Here is a 14,993-nt window from a genome sequence, read left to right as displayed (position 1 = left end):
ACTACCTCTCCTTGGGCATAAAAACCATTTTGCTTAAAGCATATTCAGCCGGTCTCTTAATGGTTCCGCCCCTTCATTTTAGGCGCCGCCGCACCTAAAAACCCTGAACGTTTATGTGAAAAATGAATAGTCTGCCTATAACTCGATCACTAGATAAGAAAACAAACAGATGCAAACGGGGGGGAAAATGTTGAACGAACAAATCATCACTCATGATACATGGAACGACACGCTGTCCAAACAGATAACCGATCAATTGATCGATGAGCTCGATGTGTTGAAATGGGCTTACCGAATATATGGGGAAAAGATTGTGTACGCGTGCAGCTTTGGCGCAGAAGGGATGGTGCTTCTTGACCTGATATCAAAAATCAACAAAAACGCGCACATCATCTTTTTGGATACAGGGCTGCATTTTCAGGAAACATATGAGCTGATCGAGACCGTCAAAGAGCGATATCCGAGCTTGAAAATCCAGCTGCTCGAACCCGAGCTGAGCTTAAAAGAACAGGAGACGCAATACGGCGGAGAGCTGTGGAAGCATAACCCGAATCTATGCTGTCAATTGCGGAAAATCGAGCCGCTTAAAAAACACCTGTCCGGCATGTCAGCTTGGATTTCAGGCCTGCGCCGGGAGCAGTCGCCTACGAGAAAGCATATTCAATACGTGAATCTTGATCAGAAGTTTAAGCTCATCAAAATTTGCCCGCTCATCCACTGGACATGGGATGACATTTGGACATACATCCGCCTGCACAATTTGCCTTATAACAAACTGCACGATCAACATTACCCGAGCATAGGCTGTGAAATGTGTACAGCGCCTTCCTCGGACCCGAACGATGAAAGAGCTGGCAGATGGGCCGGACGGGAGAAAACAGAATGCGGCCTGCATCAAGAATAATGTCTGACAAACGCATCTATGGGAATGAAATGATGTTGAGGCGCTGCTTTTGAAGTTATCAACCAGCGCAGAAAAGAAAAACAAAGGAAACGTAAAAATGGAGGTTGAACACGTTGAATGGAAGCGAGCCCCATGGAGGGGTGTTAATCAACCGCTGCGATCCCGCATGCCATTTTGAAGGGTTCACGTGCGAAGCGGAGCTGGATCAGCTTGCACTGAGCGACCTGGAGCTTATCGCGATCGGCGGCTACAGCCCGTTAACTGGTTTTTTGGGAGAAAAAGATTATCATACTGTTGTGAAAGAGATGAGGCTGGCAAACGGCTTGCCTTGGAGCCTGCCGATTACGCTGCCTGTCGGAGAAGAAACCGCAAACAAACTGTCTGCCGGAGATCACGTCAAGCTTGTGAAAGACGGCATCACCTACGGCATGATCACAGTTACTGATATATACCAGCCTGATAAAACACAAGAAGCACTGTCTGTTTTTAAAACAAACGATCCTGCCCACCCAGGCGTAAAAAAAATGCTGGCGCGGCCGGATTACTGCATCGGAGGGCCAATCGTTGTCAGCCGCCTTCCCGACAAATCCTTCGAACAGTTTTACGCAGCGCCCGCAGAAACAAGAGCAGCCTTTAAAAAACTCGGCTGGAAAACGATTGTCGGCTTTCAGACCAGGAACCCTGTTCACAGAGCGCATGAATACATTCAAAAAACAGCGTTAGAAACGGTCGACGGTCTGCTGCTTCACCCGCTTGTTGGAGAAACGAAGCCAGACGATATCCCGAGTGATATTAGAATGGAAAGCTACCAGGTTTTGCTTGATCACTATTATCCAAAGGATCGTGTCATGTTGTCGGTTTTCCCTGCCGCCATGCGGTATGCAGGTCCGCGGGAAGCGATTTTCCATGCGCTCGTCCGCAAAAATTACGGCTGCACCCATTTTATTGTAGGCCGTGATCACGCGGGTGTCGGCAGCTATTACGGAACGTACGACGCGCAAAACATTTTTCAATCATTCACTGAGGAGGAACTGGGCATTAAGCCGCTGTTTTTCGAGCACAGCTTTTACTGCCGGAAATGCGGAAACATGGGCACCTCGAAAACATGTCCGCACAGCCAAAGAGAGCATATCCACTTATCCGGCACAAAGGTGAGAGAGCTTCTCCGCCAAGGCAAAAAGCCTCCTAAAGAATTCAGCCGGCCTGAGGTCGCAAACGTGCTGATCAAGGGTCTTCAGCAACAGCCCGTTGCCATTCAGCAAAACAGCGGGGGATTGGAATGACACACAATCCGAACATCATTTGGCACCCCGCTGCAATCTCAAAGTCTGACAGACAGTCCTTAAACGGACACAAAAGCTGCGCCCTCTGGTTTACCGGGCTGTCCGGCTCAGGAAAATCAGTGCTGGCCAATGCGGTTGATGAAAAGCTTTACCGCATGGGGATTCAGAGCTATGTGCTCGACGGCGATAATATCCGCCACGGCTTAAACAAAGATCTCGGTTTTCGGACTGAAGACAGGATAGAAAACATCCGCCGAATCGGAGAAGTGGCGAAGCTGTTTGTCGACAGCGGGCAAGTGATTTTAACGGCTTTTATTTCTCCATTCCGAGAGGACCGGGATATGGTCAGAGCGCTCTTTCCTGAAGGGGAATTCTATGAAATATATGTGAAGTGCCCGCTGCATGTCTGTGAACAGCGCGATCCTAAGGGACTTTATCAAAAAGCGCGAAACGGAGAGATCAAACATTTCACCGGGATCGATTCTCCGTATGAAGCGCCGCTTTCACCTGATTTCATCATTGAATCAGACCAGATATCTATTTCCGACGGAGCTGATTTGATCATTACTGAACTGCAAAGCAAAGGAATCATAAAGAAACCCGATTAATATCGGGTTTTTCTTATAATTTGGCAAACTGCGCAATCAAATGGTTGATCTTCTCTTTTTCTTCATAGAAAGCTCCGTGCCCGCTATTTACAAACGGAACCAATTCCGACTGTTTGATGCCGCGCTTCAATTCTTTCGCAAAATCAAATGGCGCAATTTTATCCTTTCTCCCGTGCAGGATCAGCGCCGGCACCTTAATCAAGGCAAGATCCTTTCTGAGATCCTCGTCTCTTAATGCAATGCCTGAGTGGATCGTCCCGTAGGAGGAAGCTTCCAGCATCAGATTGAGAAACCACTGCCTGAACTCCGGAGACACTTTTTCCTCAAAAAACTGTTCTCCTAAATCAGCCAGTGTTTTTGGCCGATCGGTTTTGAATTGTTCAATCATATCGTCAATATCCTGCTTCCTCATGCCGTACGGATAACCCGGGCGTTTTGTGAATGCGGGCGCTGCTGCAGACAATAAAATCAGCTTATCAATATCGGCTCCGTCATGCCTTGCTAAATAACGGATTGCAATTGCGCCGCCCATCGAAAAACCGGCAAGAACCGCGTTCTCAAGCTGCAGCGTATAAATGACTGCCTTCACATCATCGGCCATTGTGTCATAATCGTAGCCTTCCCACGGGCGGTCCGATTGCCCATATCCCCGTAAATCAATGCCGATAAAACGAAATCCTCTTTTCGGAAGCTCATTCATTTGATATTCAAACATCTTATGATTCAACGGCCACCCGTGCAAAAAGATGATTGGCCTTCCATGTCCGATATCCTCTACAAACAGTGTCACATGCTCCTCGGTTTTGACGTAATGCCCCATTCCGCATTCCTCCTGTTCCCTTTTCTTTCCCGGCCTGTAAACGCCTTGACGCACAGGAAGCTTTCCATTTATGCTTACAAAACAAGCGGGCTGCTGACCAAGAAAAGGCTCTTCACGTTTTACTATATGTATCAACTTCCATAACAATCTATTAAATTGATCCCGGAGGCCTCTGGTTTTCGGGCAGTAAAGGATGTCATCTCATGAATAAAGTAGTGATTCAAAAACCGCACATACCGGAAAACCTGCAAACCGCAGATTTTCATGAAACCGCGACGCAGGATGATATGGTCAGCATGCATTTGTTTGCAGATTGTACAATCTGTGGCGAAGATATAGAAAGACTTTGTGTGGAAAAAACGATATTCAGAAATGTCGTGTTTATCGATGTGTCTTTCCGGCATATTGAACTGACCGATGTCATCTTTGAGAAATGTGATTTATCAAACGCTGATTTCAGCGGGGCTGTCATTCACAGAACATCTGTTAAGCAATCCAAAATGGTTGGAATGAATGTGGCAGAATCAACGCTGCGGAATGTCTCATTCGAGGAGTGCCACGGACATTTCAGTTCATTCTCATACTCAAATATGAAACAGGTTCGTTTTGCGCACTGCGCCCTTATGCAAAGTGAGTGCAGCAATATGGCGCTTCAGCAGACACACTTTGACGGGTGCGAACTGGAAGGCGCCAGCTTTACCGGCACATCCCTTCAAACCATGGACATCAGCACGTGCCGTTTTGACCAGCTTCATGTCTCCCTCGACAAATTGAAAGGCTGCAAAATCGCGCCTGAGCATGCGATTGCTTTCGCCAGAGCGCTCGGAGCTGTCATTGTGTAACAAACGTTAGGACATCATGCGGCGGGCTGTATCGGCTGCCGCTTTAATGCCTGTTTTCAAATCCGCAAGAGAGGCATAGGCATATGACAGCCTGATGCTGTTTCGGTCTTCACCGTCATAAATGGAACCGGGATTCACCAGCACCTGCTGTTTCAGCAGTTCATGAAAGAACCGGCTGATAGGCAAGGCTTTGTGAAATGTCACCCACATATAAAAGCCGCCGGCGGGAATCCGCCACGTCGCGATGTCTCCGGCATACCAATTGAAAATGAACTGCCGCGTCTCTTCTTTGTTTTAGTGCCCTTCGTATCCATGTCAGATGCTCTTCATAATACCCCTGTGACAGCCATTCAGCAGCCGCCCACTGGGACAGTCCGCTCGATCCGTAGTCTGTCTGCATTTTAATATCCGCCAGCCTTTCAATGACCGGCTCCGGTCCGGCAAGCCAGCCGATTCGAAGGCCTGGGCTAACCGTTTTTGAAAAAGTGCCCAAATACAGAATATCGCCTTCATGGTCCATTGCTTTTAACGGCTGCGGCGGTTTCTCTTCAAACCATAAATCACCGTACGCATCATCCTCAATGATCGGCAGCTGCTCTTTTTTTGACAGGCCGATGATCTCTTTCCTTCGCTGCTCTGACATAACAGTGCCTGTCGGATTATGAAACGACGGAATGGTGTAAAGCAGCTGTCCTCCGTATTGTTTTCGATAAGAAGAAACAAGCCCCGCTTTGATTCCTTCTTCATCCATCGGCAAGCCGCGAAGCCGCATCCCCGCTGATTGAAACACATGCAAAGATTGAAGGTAGGAAGGCTTTTCCGTCAAAATAACAGAACCTCGTTTTAAAAGCCCGATCGAGATGAGCTGAAGCGCCTGAAGTGCGCCAGACACAATTAAAATGGATGACGGTGATACATGGATCTGCTTGCCTCTTAAATGGTCCGCTACCGCCTCCCGCAGCTTAGGATTTCCTTTCGGCTGCTCGTATCCTAAAGACAGGGCAAGCGGATTGATCTGCTGAAACATCCGGCGCATTGTGTCAACTGGAAGCAGATCCGGTGAAAGCTCTCCTGTGCCTAATCTGATAATATCCGCTCTTGGTTCGTTTTGATTAATATCCTGAATGATAGAAGAATTAGCGTGATGAATGCCTGAACGGACGTAATCGTTCCAATCGAGTGGAGGCTCAGCCGCCAGCACGCTCCACGTACTGTTTACAACCTTCGTGCCGCCACCTCTTCTCCCCTCTAATAGGCCTTGAGACGTGAGTTCATCAACGGCAGCTGTCACTGTACTGCGGTTGACTTGAAACATGTCGGCCAGTGTTCTCTGTGAAGGGATTTTCGTCCCCACACTCCACTCTCCGTGAAGAATTTTGTCTTTCATGTATTGTTCAATTTGCCGATGCAGCGGTATATCCGAATCTCGGCTTGGCTGCCATTGCGACATAGTCATGCCCCCTTTTATCACATTATACATTTGGCTGGTTTTACACCCAACCAAATGGCCGGAGACATGGGGGAAAATCTCTCTTATGATGAAAAAAACAGATGTGAAGGGAGTTTTTTCAGCATGAATGCAATCATTCACGGCGTTGTGCTTGCTTTTGGCTTAATTTTGCCGCTGGGAGCGCAGAATGTGTTTATTTTTCAGCAAGGAGCGTGGCAAAGGCATATTTGGCGGGCACTCCCTGCCATCATCAGCGCTTCTGTCTGCGATACTCTGTTAATTGTTTTAGCTGTTGCAGGCGTATCTGTCATCGTCAAGCAGCTGCCGGTGTTTGAGACAGCCATGATGGGCTGCGGATTTTTGTTTCTCCTCTATATGGGCTGGGTAACTTGGACCAGCCATCCGAAAACAAACCAAAATGAGAAACATACGTTCACAGCTAAACAGCAAGCTGTGTTTGCGGCAGCCGTTTCTCTTTTAAACCCACACGCTATTCTGGACACGATCGGTGTCATCGGCACGAGCTCGCTCCAATATTCTGGGCTTGAGAAATGGCTCTTTATGGCCGCCTGCATCGCTGTCTCTTGGATTTGGTTTATCAGTCTTGCGATAGCGGGCCGGCTGTTTCAGACGATAGATACGAGCGGCAGGCTTATGCTAATGGTAAACAAATGCTCTGCAGTGGTGATGTGGGCAGCAGCAGGGTATTTCGGGGTAGCTTTTTTCAGCAATTGAAGGAATTACAATTGAAACAGCGAATTTCTTAGAAAAGGAGGCAATGCTGATGACTGATGCTAAACAGTTTTATGACTACCATTCCTGGGCGAACAAGCGAATCTTGAACCATATGGAACATCTGCCGGAGGAAACTGCTTATCAAGAAGTAAAGAGCGTATTTCCTTCTGTCAGTGACGTGCTGCTTCATATGTGCAGGGCTGACTACATGTGGATAAAAACTCTTTCAGGAGCAACCTACAAAGAGGTGATAGACAGTGTCGGCAAATTCGAGGCTGCACATCGTAATATGGCAGCGATTAAAGAGCATGTAGCTGAACTGCAGGCACAGTATCATGATTTCTTCAGCCGCCAGACGGACTTTGAACAGCAAGTCTCATTTCAGCATCCGACACATGGAACACTAGAGACAACTTATGCAGACGTCATCCTGCATGTCGTCAACCATGGCACGTATCACAGAGGGAACGTGACCGCAATACTGAGGCAGCTTGGACATACAGGTGTACCTACTGATTATGTCTATTATCTATATGAAAAGAAAGAAAGCAAGGGCTAAATTTTCCTTGCTTTTTTGATAGGAACGATTTGCGGGAATAATACGAAATATAGGTATAATGATAACGTTCACAAAGTAGTGTAAGCACTTCTCATCCAACCGTACAGGTTTGCCGCTTCGATACGAATCGGTCGCGGCGATGCCGACTTCTAAATTGATCGTCGCATCGACATCCGTCACAATCGGCGTTGTTCCATTCCGGACACACTCGGCAAAATGCTGCAGCTCTAAGCAGTAGGCTTCATGAAAACGAGTTTGAAAGTCTGGAATAATATCATAGCTGCTCCCTTTCGCCGACAGGATGGTCACATGTTGATTTCTCAATGTCCCTATGAAAATACTGCCCTCTGTCCCGATAACCTCCGCTCGGATGTCATGTCCGTATGGAGAGGTTCTGCTTGCCTCGACATCCCCCGCAGCACCGGAGTCAAATTCTAAATACGTCAGCGCCTGATCCACATCGCCATACTGCTCCATAAACGGGTTCTTCAGGATCCTGCCGTGTCCCGAAACAGAAGTAATCTCCGCTCCTAGCAAATAACGGGCCATATCATAGTCATGGATAGAGCAGTCAATAAAGATCCCGCCACTGTGTTTGATAAACTCTGCGGGAGGCGCTCCCTGGTCACGCGTAAAGCCTTTATAATAGATGGGTTTGCCGATTTCCCCAGCGTCGATCCGCCGTTTGGCATCTGCGTATGCGGGATCAAATCGTCTCATAAAGCCGACTTGGCAAATGATTCCCGTCTCTTTCACTTTTTCAGAAACTGCCTTTGATTCCTCAAGGCTCAATGTCAGCGGTTTTTCAACGAATATCCGCTTCCCGTTGTCGGCTGCTTTGATGATCATATCACCATGTGTGCTTGTCGGCGTTACAATAATGACTGCGTCAATCCCGGGATCTTCTAACATCTCATACGGGTCCTCTGACCATTTTTCGATACCGAATTCTCTAGCAACCCTGCTCCGCTCTCCCTTTCAACGGATCACCGACACTGACCAGCTTTGCCCCTGGCACACTGGAGACGAGATTTTTCGCATGATCATAACCGAGCCTTCCTAATCCTAATACAGCGCACCTTACTTGATGTTCCACGTCCCATCCTCTCCTTTATGTCATTTTATGCTCGTTCGAGAAAGCGCTTTCTCTCACCAGCTAAAAAAAGTGGTTCAATCCGCTTTCACATGTTGCGCAAGCGCTTTCCCAAAAGATGGCTTCATAATGATAAGCGATTCATCGACAGGCACGCCTGCTTCCTCCATCGCCTGACGGAAGCCTTTGATTCTGTTTTTTTCACCCGTTGTTGACCCGTCTCCAACAATGCAAGCGATGTTCGTATGGCCGAGCGACAGAAGATGCTTGGCCGCCTCGTACCCGCCACGAACGTCATACACCACGATAATATCCATCGGAAGCAGCGGCTTATCCTGAGAAATGATGGCGAGCGGAATTTGTTCACTGGCGATTTCCTCCAAAGCAGACATGCTGTCACGATTCTCAATCCCTGTCGCAAAAATAATCCCGTCCACCTTTTTCTGCTTCAATACAGAAAAATATTTCGTTTCTTTTTTCGGATCGTAATCGGTGCTGCAAATCATCATTTGAAAACCGAGCTCATCCGCCCTTTCCTCAATGCTTTTGGCGAGTTCGCCGTAAAACGGGTTTGAAATATCAGGCGCCACGAGGGCGATCTTTTTCGTTCGTTTTCCCGTTAACGCCGCAGCGTGGACATTGGGCGTTTACGCCATTTCCTTCATGACATTCATCACCCTCTGCCGCGTTTTGCCGCTGATTCTGCCCGTCTTGTTAATGACACGCGACACAGTTGTGATCGAGACACCCGCTGCCTTTGCTACATCGTAAATGGTTGTTTTCATGTTCATCCCTCGTCTGGTTATTGAACTTTCCGGCTGACAATTTTCCGGTATTCAATTGGTGAAATGCCTTCTATCTGCTTAAAGAGTTTTGAAAAGTATGTCGGATCTTCCATTCCCACCGTTTCTGCAATGACGCCCATTTTATCATTTGTAGAGGATAATAGGCGCTTCGCTTCCGTCATTCTCACCCGGTTCGTGTATTGTGCCGGCGTGACGCCTAGCACCTGCTGCATGCAGCGGCTCACATAATCCTGATGATAGTGAAGGGCGAGCGAGAGATCCTTGATTGTCCTCTTTTCCCTATAATGCTCCTGTAAGTACCGGGCCGCCTCCCAGGCTACCCGCTCTTTTGCAGACGGAATTTGAAACGCCTCTTTTTGAAGATGCAGCATCAGCTCCTCAAATAAGATTTGCTTTCTAAGCGGCAAATCGGAGTTTTCCGCGGAGTAATCGATCAGCCTTTCAAACTGCTGCGCCATAAACTGCGGGCGCTGCACCTTGCCTTTTCTCGGCAAAGCCAGTCCGTAGCGGGCCGGCTCCTCGAAGCTCCCTTTTTCCCGCTGAAGCTCAGACCAATTGCTGCCTCCCTTTGCCGTAAATTCATACCGATGTTCATTAAAGTGAAGCCAATAATAGGAAGTTGCTTCATCACTGCCCTTCGTCCCGTAGTGTTCAAGGCCGGGAGAAAGCAAGATGTACTCGCCGCCTTCAACAGAGTACGATGTTTCATTTTCTGTTATATATAACGTCCCCTGTTTGACGTATATCAGATCAAACACGGAGAATACACGTTTCACATGGGTTTCTCCCCTTTTAAAAACCCCTTCTCCGGCTGCGATAAATACCGGAAAAGGCGGGACTGTAAACAGGATGCGGGGCATTTTGATCATCCTCCTTTTTAAGTCGGATTTTTGCAAGAAGTATCGTTTCTCTCCCTTTTTATTATAAGGAAATGGAGGTACACTTTAAAACGTTGATTTTATTTACGAAAGGGGTTAGAGACAATGAAACAAGCCGTCTTCAAATCAACTGCTTTGAAAAAACCCGCTGACAAATCGTTCTCATTATTTTCACTTACTTGGCCAATCTTTATTGAGGTCTCATTATATATGTTTATGGGTAATGCCGATACACTGATGCTCAGCCAATACTCAGATAACAGCGTGGCAGCTGTCGGCGTCAGCAACCAGATTTTGAATTTAATTATCGTGATGTTCAGCTTTATCGCAACAGGAACGACCGTTATCATTTCACAATTTTTAGGGTCACGGCAAAAGAAAGAAGCCATGGAAGTCGCTTATGTATCAATCGGCGCCAACTTCTTCATCAGCCTTGCCATCAGCGCTATCGTCTTTTTTGCGGCTGCCCCTCTGCTTCATATGATGGGATTATCAAGCGACCTGATGCCTGATGCAAAAGTCTTTTTACAAGTTGTCGGAGGTCTATCCTTTATTCAGGCTTTAATCATGACATTCAGCGCGATCTTAAAAAGCTACGGCTACACAAAGGATACAATGTTTGTCACAATCGGCATGAACGTATTAAACATTGCCGGAAACTTTGTTGTGATTTTTGGTCTGTTCGGTTTTCCTGTTCTCGGCGTTGCCGGTGTGGCCATGTCTACATCTATCGCCCGCGTCATCGGATTAATCGCGATGATTGTCATTGTCAACAAACGTATCCAGCTGAAAATGTCGCTGAAAAAAGTCTTTCATATGCATAAAGAGCATTTGCGCAAGCTGCTGAAAATCGGCATCCCTTCTGCGGGAGAACAGCTTTCATACAACCTGTCGCAAATGATTGTCACGTATTTTATCGCCATCATGGGCGCGCAGGCTTTGACTACAAAAGTGTATACGCAAAATATTACGATGTTTATTTTGCTGTTCGGCACTGCGATCAGCCAGGGCACGCAAATTTTAATCGGCCGCTATATCGGCGGCAAACAGTTTGACGCCGCGTATGAGCGCTGCATGAAGAGCTTATATTGGGCTCTGGGGATTGCTGCGGCTACATCGGTTTTGATGACCATTTTTTCAAAAGACCTGATCGGCATCTTTACACAAAGCCCTGACATTATTGCGACTGCGAGCCTTTTGATTGCCATGACGATTATCCTTGAACCGGGCCGCTCGTTTAATGTCATTATCATTAACTCCCTGCGTGCCGCGGGGGATGCGAAATTCCCGGTTTACATGGCAATGATTTCGATGTGGGGCATCGGTCTCCCGCTTGCTTATCTATTCGGCATCCACCTCGGTTTCGGTCTTGCCGGGATTTGGATTTCCTTTATCGCGGACGAATGGGTCCGAGGAATCTTAATGTATAGAAGATGGCGCTCACGTATCTGGATTCAAAAAGGTATGGCGTAACACCCGGCTCAAGGCCGGGTGTTTTTTATATGTCAGACAGAATCTGCTTCGCTTCATTCTCTGTAACGTCGTATTGCTGCTGAAATACATCGTACTGCTCCGCCCGGATTTTTTCTAAAACAGCCCCGTACAAACGAAGAGCGGCTTTCACCGTTTTTTGCGAATACAGCGGGAATAGCGGCAAGGCATCCTGACTCTCCTCAAGGTAGGCTTCCCCTTCAAAAGCGATATACTCCCACGTCATTGTGAATGCCTTATTCACGACACCCTCCTGAAGGTCGTCCTCTGTATATCCAAATTGCTGCATCACCTGCCGAGGGATGCGGCTTTTTTGCTTTTGGTCCGTGCCGATATCTCTCAGAAGCCGAATTAGCTGAATCGCTAAACCGAGAGAACCGGCTGCATGTGTAAGCTGTTCTCGTTGCCGGCGCGCCATAATTGGGAGAAGCATCAATCCGGCCGCACCACCCGTCTGGTATGCGTACATGAGCAGTTCATCAAGGCTTTCAAACGGTTTATCCTCCGCCTTCTGTGCGGCAATGAACTCACGGAATGGCTCGCTGTCCAATGTAAAGGTCTGATACGCATGGCTGAAAGCCTTCCATAAAAAATGATTCCCGTTATATGTCCCGGAAAAAACATGTTCTGCCTCTGCTTCAATGGCAGACAACGCGTTCTCATCCGTATTGGCTGCCGTATGGCAAAATGCCATAACCGCCCAAGCTGCCTGTCTTTGCTTCAGCGGAAGAAGCGAGAATGCTTTGTAACAGGCAGGTTCGCGGGCGCTGACGATCTGCCCGCACTGCTGATAGGCTTCTTTTATCTCTTTCATTTCTTTCACTCCTATGTATCACTGCTTCTTCAAGTCTATTATGTTTTTTCCCAATTGTATATGAAGAAAAAGCCGATTCCATTTGCGCAGAATCGGCTTTTTTCTTTATCCCTCATCAATATCAATGCGATACGCTTCAAACCATGTATGAATTTGAGCAAGGTGGGCGATCAGCTGTGGCCCCTTCATGAGCTGCCCGAACCACGGAACCTTGAAGGAGGAGCCTTCCGTTTCTAAAAGCTGATCCAATTGCTTTCTGTCAAGCAGGGTATGGAGCACGGAGTCTTTTTGGCTTCTGATCGTTTTCAGCCATTCGCTGACCCCTTTTGTATATTCCGGGTGGTGTGTTTTCGGATATGGGCTTTTTTTGCGATACAGAATGTCATCAGGCAAAATGCCCTCAAGCGCTTTTCGCAAAATGCCTTTTTCCCGGTTGTCATGCATTTTCATTTCCCATGGGATATTCCAAACATATTCCACGAGCCGGTGATCTGCGAACGGCACCCGCACTTCAAGGCTCGCACCCATGCTCATGCGGTCCTTCCGATCCAAAAGGTTCGTCATAAACCAAAGCATATTTAAATAGAACAGCTGTCTTCTTGCTTTGTCCACACCCGTTTCTCCGTCTAATAATGGCGTTTCCGCCAAGGTTTCTTCGTATTTGGCATTTACGTATTCTTTGAGATTCAATTTTTTCTGCCATGAATCAGAAAGCAGTTTGATCCGCTCTTCTGTCGATCTCATCCATGGAAAGCCCGATTCAACGTCTGCCATATGGAACCACGGGTACCCGCCGAAAATCTCATCCGCGCACTCTCCCGACAGGCTGACGACAAAGTCCTTTTTGATTTCCCTGCAAAACCACAGCAGAGACGAGTCGACATCAGCCATTCCCGGCAAGTCTTTGACCAGCACGGCTTCCTCCAGATGATTGACGAGATTCTTTTGGCTGATGACGCATTTGTGGTGTGTTGTGCCGAAGGCCTCTGTCATTTTTTCAATCCAAGGCCCGTCATCATTCGGCTGAAAAGCGCTCGCTTGAAAAAATTTATCGTTCTCTTCGTAATCAATCGAATAAGTATGAAGTGGCGCTTTTCCTCCCTTTTCAAAATGGCCTGCTGCAATCGCTGTAATGGCGCTTGAGTCCAGACCGCCTGATAGAAACGTACAAACCGGCACATCCGACACAAGCTGTCGCGTCACCGCATCCTGAAACAATGATCTGACATTGGCAACTGTGTCATCAAAACTGTCCGTATGTTTTTCGCTATTAACATTCCAATAACGCCAAATATTCAGCCCATCTTTAGAAAACGTCAGCGCGTGAGCCGGCCGGACTTCTTTTATGCCTTTAAACACACCAGTTCCCGGGGTTCTGGACGGTCCAAGCCCGAAAATTTCAGAAAGTCCTGTCCTGTCCACTTGCGCTTTTATATCAGGGTGTGCGAGGATCGCTTTGATTTCGGACCCGAAGAGAAAAGAAGATCCTTGCTTCGTGTAAAAAAACGGCTTCACACCGAGACGGTCTCTCGCGGCGAACAGCAGATCGCGCTTTTCATCCCACACAGCAAAAGCGAATATGCCATTGAGATGGTCTACACAGTCTTCCTGCCATTCAATGTAGCTATGCAGCAGCACCTCCGTATCTGACGTACGCTCGAATTGATGGCCCCGCGCCCGTAATTCTTTGCGCAGGTCCTCCGTGTTATACAGCTCACCATTGTAAGTAATGGTGTACGTATCCCCTTTATAGGTGCATGCCATCGGCTGGCGTCCGCCTTCGATATCGACAACCGCAAGCCTTTTATGTCCGAATAAAACATGGTGCTCTCCCCAAACGTTAGAATCATCAGGCCCCCGTTTGGAAAGAGTGTCTGTCATTCTGTTGATCGTTTGCTTTTCCTGGACGAGCTGCTTTTTAAAATCGACCCAACCCGTAATTCCACACATGTGATATCAGCTCCAATCCCGTTTCTTTCGTAACAATTTCGTTTCCTTTCAGCACCTTAGTAAGTTTATGCATCTATAGGCAGATAGTTGATTTGTCCACAAAAGAGTTGTATGGGACAGGCTTGAATTGGAAAGAACGGAGAGGAAAGATTAAAAAGGAGACAGCATGGTATGAAACGGAAACAATTATTATATAAAGAGGAACGAAAATGGGAATACGGCACCATCCTCATCGAAGATGGCATCTGTTTAATCGAAAACGAGGAAGGGGATATACTGCTGGCGGACAGTCTCCATCACAGCCCAATCTGGATCCATCATAAAGGAAAGTGGAAGCAGGCCGGCTTCCATGATCAATTGATTCTGGCATGCGGTGAAGAAAACATCTCCCTTTCAGGCGGAGAACGTATCCGCTATGAAAAATCAGTCAAGCGGCCGCTCATGGCGCTTTTGGATTCGCTTGATGACGAAACCTTTCTCGCATTTTTACAACACTTGCACAGCTTTGGCTTATCGGTATTCGATTGCGTCTTTTCTTATAATAAAGGCGTCTTTTCGAATACATCGGAGGAGCAGGGTGTTTCTTTTTATCACTTTTCAAACGACACCGCCCAATGCGCGATGCAGCATCACTACAGCCATGACGGGACAGGAGACCGATTCGAATGGACGGCTTCCAATGGAAAGCGATCCATTATGTATTCAGCAGTCCAGCGGGGACGCAAATAAAAAAAGCGGTGCAGCGAGCACCGCTTTTAGA

The 14,993-nt window shown here is 47.5% G+C and carries 10 protein-coding genes and 5 pseudogenes; 8 read left to right on the top strand and 7 right to left on the bottom strand.

Annotation, left to right across the window (positions count from 1 at the left end):
* The first annotated feature begins 190 nt into the window (after positions 1–190).
* From Q3W56_RS04070 to cysC, 3 genes are all read left to right on the top strand, one after another.
* Positions 191–904, top strand: coding sequence for a phosphoadenylyl-sulfate reductase (locus Q3W56_RS04070; protein WP_302894594.1), 714 nt, complete (start codon positions 191–193; stop codon positions 902–904).
* Positions 905–1,017: 113 nt separating this feature from the next.
* Entirely contained in the window at positions 1,018–2,187 is a 1,170-nt protein-coding gene (gene sat, locus Q3W56_RS04065) for a sulfate adenylyltransferase (RefSeq protein WP_302894593.1), read from the top strand.
* Positions 2,184–2,795 carry an adenylyl-sulfate kinase gene (cysC, locus tag Q3W56_RS04060; protein ID WP_302894592.1) on the top strand — a complete coding sequence of 204 codons (612 nt, stop codon included), beginning with the start codon at positions 2,184–2,186 and terminating at the stop codon, positions 2,793–2,795. The genes sat and cysC overlap by 4 nt, the downstream gene beginning before the upstream one ends.
* Before the next feature lie 13 nt (positions 2,796–2,808).
* Here cysC and Q3W56_RS04055 read toward each other — a convergent pair whose 3' ends face one another.
* Positions 2,809–3,615, bottom strand: coding sequence for an alpha/beta fold hydrolase (locus tag Q3W56_RS04055; protein ID WP_302894591.1), 807 nt, complete (start codon positions 3,613–3,615; stop codon positions 2,809–2,811).
* A gap of 203 nt (positions 3,616–3,818) precedes the next feature.
* On the opposite strand from Q3W56_RS04055, the gene Q3W56_RS04050 reads away from it, so the two are divergent.
* Entirely contained in the window at positions 3,819–4,457 is a 639-nt protein-coding gene (locus Q3W56_RS04050) for a pentapeptide repeat-containing protein (RefSeq protein ID WP_302894590.1), read from the top strand.
* 6 nt (positions 4,458–4,463) lie between these two features.
* Here Q3W56_RS04050 and Q3W56_RS04045 read toward each other — a convergent pair.
* Positions 4,464–5,913 (bottom strand): annotated as a pseudogene (locus Q3W56_RS04045) (aminotransferase-like domain-containing protein).
* Between the two features lie 60 nt (positions 5,914–5,973).
* Between Q3W56_RS04045 and Q3W56_RS04040 the strand changes: the two are divergent.
* Together Q3W56_RS04040 and Q3W56_RS04035 are read left to right on the top strand one after the other, a co-directional pair.
* Positions 5,974–6,642 carry a LysE/ArgO family amino acid transporter gene (locus tag Q3W56_RS04040; RefSeq protein WP_302894589.1) on the top strand — a complete coding sequence of 223 codons (669 nt, stop codon included), beginning with the start codon at positions 5,974–5,976 and terminating at the stop codon, positions 6,640–6,642.
* A 49-nt stretch (positions 6,643–6,691) separates the two neighbouring features.
* The gene (locus Q3W56_RS04035; protein WP_268398592.1) at positions 6,692–7,201 is read left to right on the top strand and encodes a DinB family protein; all 510 of its coding nucleotides are present in this window, start codon (positions 6,692–6,694) and stop codon (positions 7,199–7,201) included.
* Positions 7,202–7,288: 87 nt separating this feature from the next.
* Here Q3W56_RS04035 and iolX read toward each other — a convergent pair.
* From iolX to Q3W56_RS04020, 3 genes and pseudogenes are all read right to left on the bottom strand, one after another.
* Positions 7,289–8,297, bottom strand: a pseudogene (gene iolX / locus Q3W56_RS04030) (scyllo-inositol 2-dehydrogenase); the annotation flags it as partial.
* A 74-nt stretch (positions 8,298–8,371) separates the two neighbouring features.
* A pseudogene (locus Q3W56_RS04025) lies at positions 8,372–9,079 on the bottom strand (LacI family DNA-binding transcriptional regulator).
* Between the two features lie 17 nt (positions 9,080–9,096).
* A complete protein-coding gene (locus tag Q3W56_RS04020; protein ID WP_302894772.1) occupies positions 9,097–9,960 on the bottom strand; it encodes an AraC family transcriptional regulator in 864 nt (287 codons plus the stop codon).
* 123 nt (positions 9,961–10,083) lie between these two features.
* Here Q3W56_RS04020 and Q3W56_RS04015 point away from each other — a divergent pair, with 123 nt between their 5' ends.
* Positions 10,084–11,451, top strand: coding sequence for an MATE family efflux transporter (locus Q3W56_RS04015; RefSeq protein WP_302894588.1), 1,368 nt, complete (start codon positions 10,084–10,086; stop codon positions 11,449–11,451).
* A 25-nt stretch (positions 11,452–11,476) separates the two neighbouring features.
* Here Q3W56_RS04015 and Q3W56_RS04010 read toward each other — a convergent pair.
* Positions 11,477–12,305: pseudogene (locus Q3W56_RS04010) on the bottom strand (phytoene/squalene synthase family protein).
* Between the two features lie 83 nt (positions 12,306–12,388).
* Entirely contained in the window at positions 12,389–14,233 is a 1,845-nt protein-coding gene (gene asnB / locus Q3W56_RS04005) for an asparagine synthase (glutamine-hydrolyzing) (protein WP_302894587.1), read from the bottom strand.
* A gap of 149 nt (positions 14,234–14,382) precedes the next feature.
* On the opposite strand from asnB, the pseudogene Q3W56_RS04000 reads away from it, so the two are divergent.
* Positions 14,383–14,962, top strand: a pseudogene (locus Q3W56_RS04000) (DUF2777 domain-containing protein).
* The last annotated feature ends 31 nt before the right edge of the window (positions 14,963–14,993 follow it).

The sequence above is a fragment of the Bacillus sp. C28GYM-DRY-1 genome (assembly GCF_030519405.1).
GTDB classification, from domain to species: Bacteria; Bacillota; Bacilli; order Bacillales; family Bacillaceae; genus Bacillus; species Bacillus spizizenii_A.
Note: the sequence above shows the minus strand (reverse complement) of the source record. Positions and strands in the feature narration are given on the sequence as shown.

Excerpts from the sequence above, each read along its gene's own strand:
- asnB (WP_302894587.1), bottom strand. The coding sequence starts at position 14,233 with ATGTGTGGAATTACGGGTTGGGTCGATTTTAAAAAGCAGCTCGTCCAG.
- cysC (WP_302894592.1), top strand. The coding sequence starts at position 2,184 with ATGACACACAATCCGAACATCATTTGGCACCCCGCTGCAATCTCAAAG.
- Q3W56_RS04015 (WP_302894588.1), top strand. The coding sequence starts at position 10,084 with ATGAAACAAGCCGTCTTCAAATCAACTGCTTTGAAAAAACCCGCTGAC.
- Q3W56_RS04055 (WP_302894591.1), bottom strand. The coding sequence starts at position 3,615 with ATGGGGCATTACGTCAAAACCGAGGAGCATGTGACACTGTTTGTAGAG.
- Q3W56_RS04040 (WP_302894589.1), top strand. The coding sequence starts at position 5,974 with ATGGGGGAAAATCTCTCTTATGATGAAAAAAACAGATGTGAAGGGAGT.
- Q3W56_RS04035 (WP_268398592.1), top strand. The coding sequence starts at position 6,692 with ATGACTGATGCTAAACAGTTTTATGACTACCATTCCTGGGCGAACAAG.
- Q3W56_RS04050 (WP_302894590.1), top strand. The coding sequence starts at position 3,819 with ATGAATAAAGTAGTGATTCAAAAACCGCACATACCGGAAAACCTGCAA.
- Q3W56_RS04020 (WP_302894772.1), bottom strand. The coding sequence starts at position 9,960 with ATGCCCCGCATCCTGTTTACAGTCCCGCCTTTTCCGGTATTTATCGCA.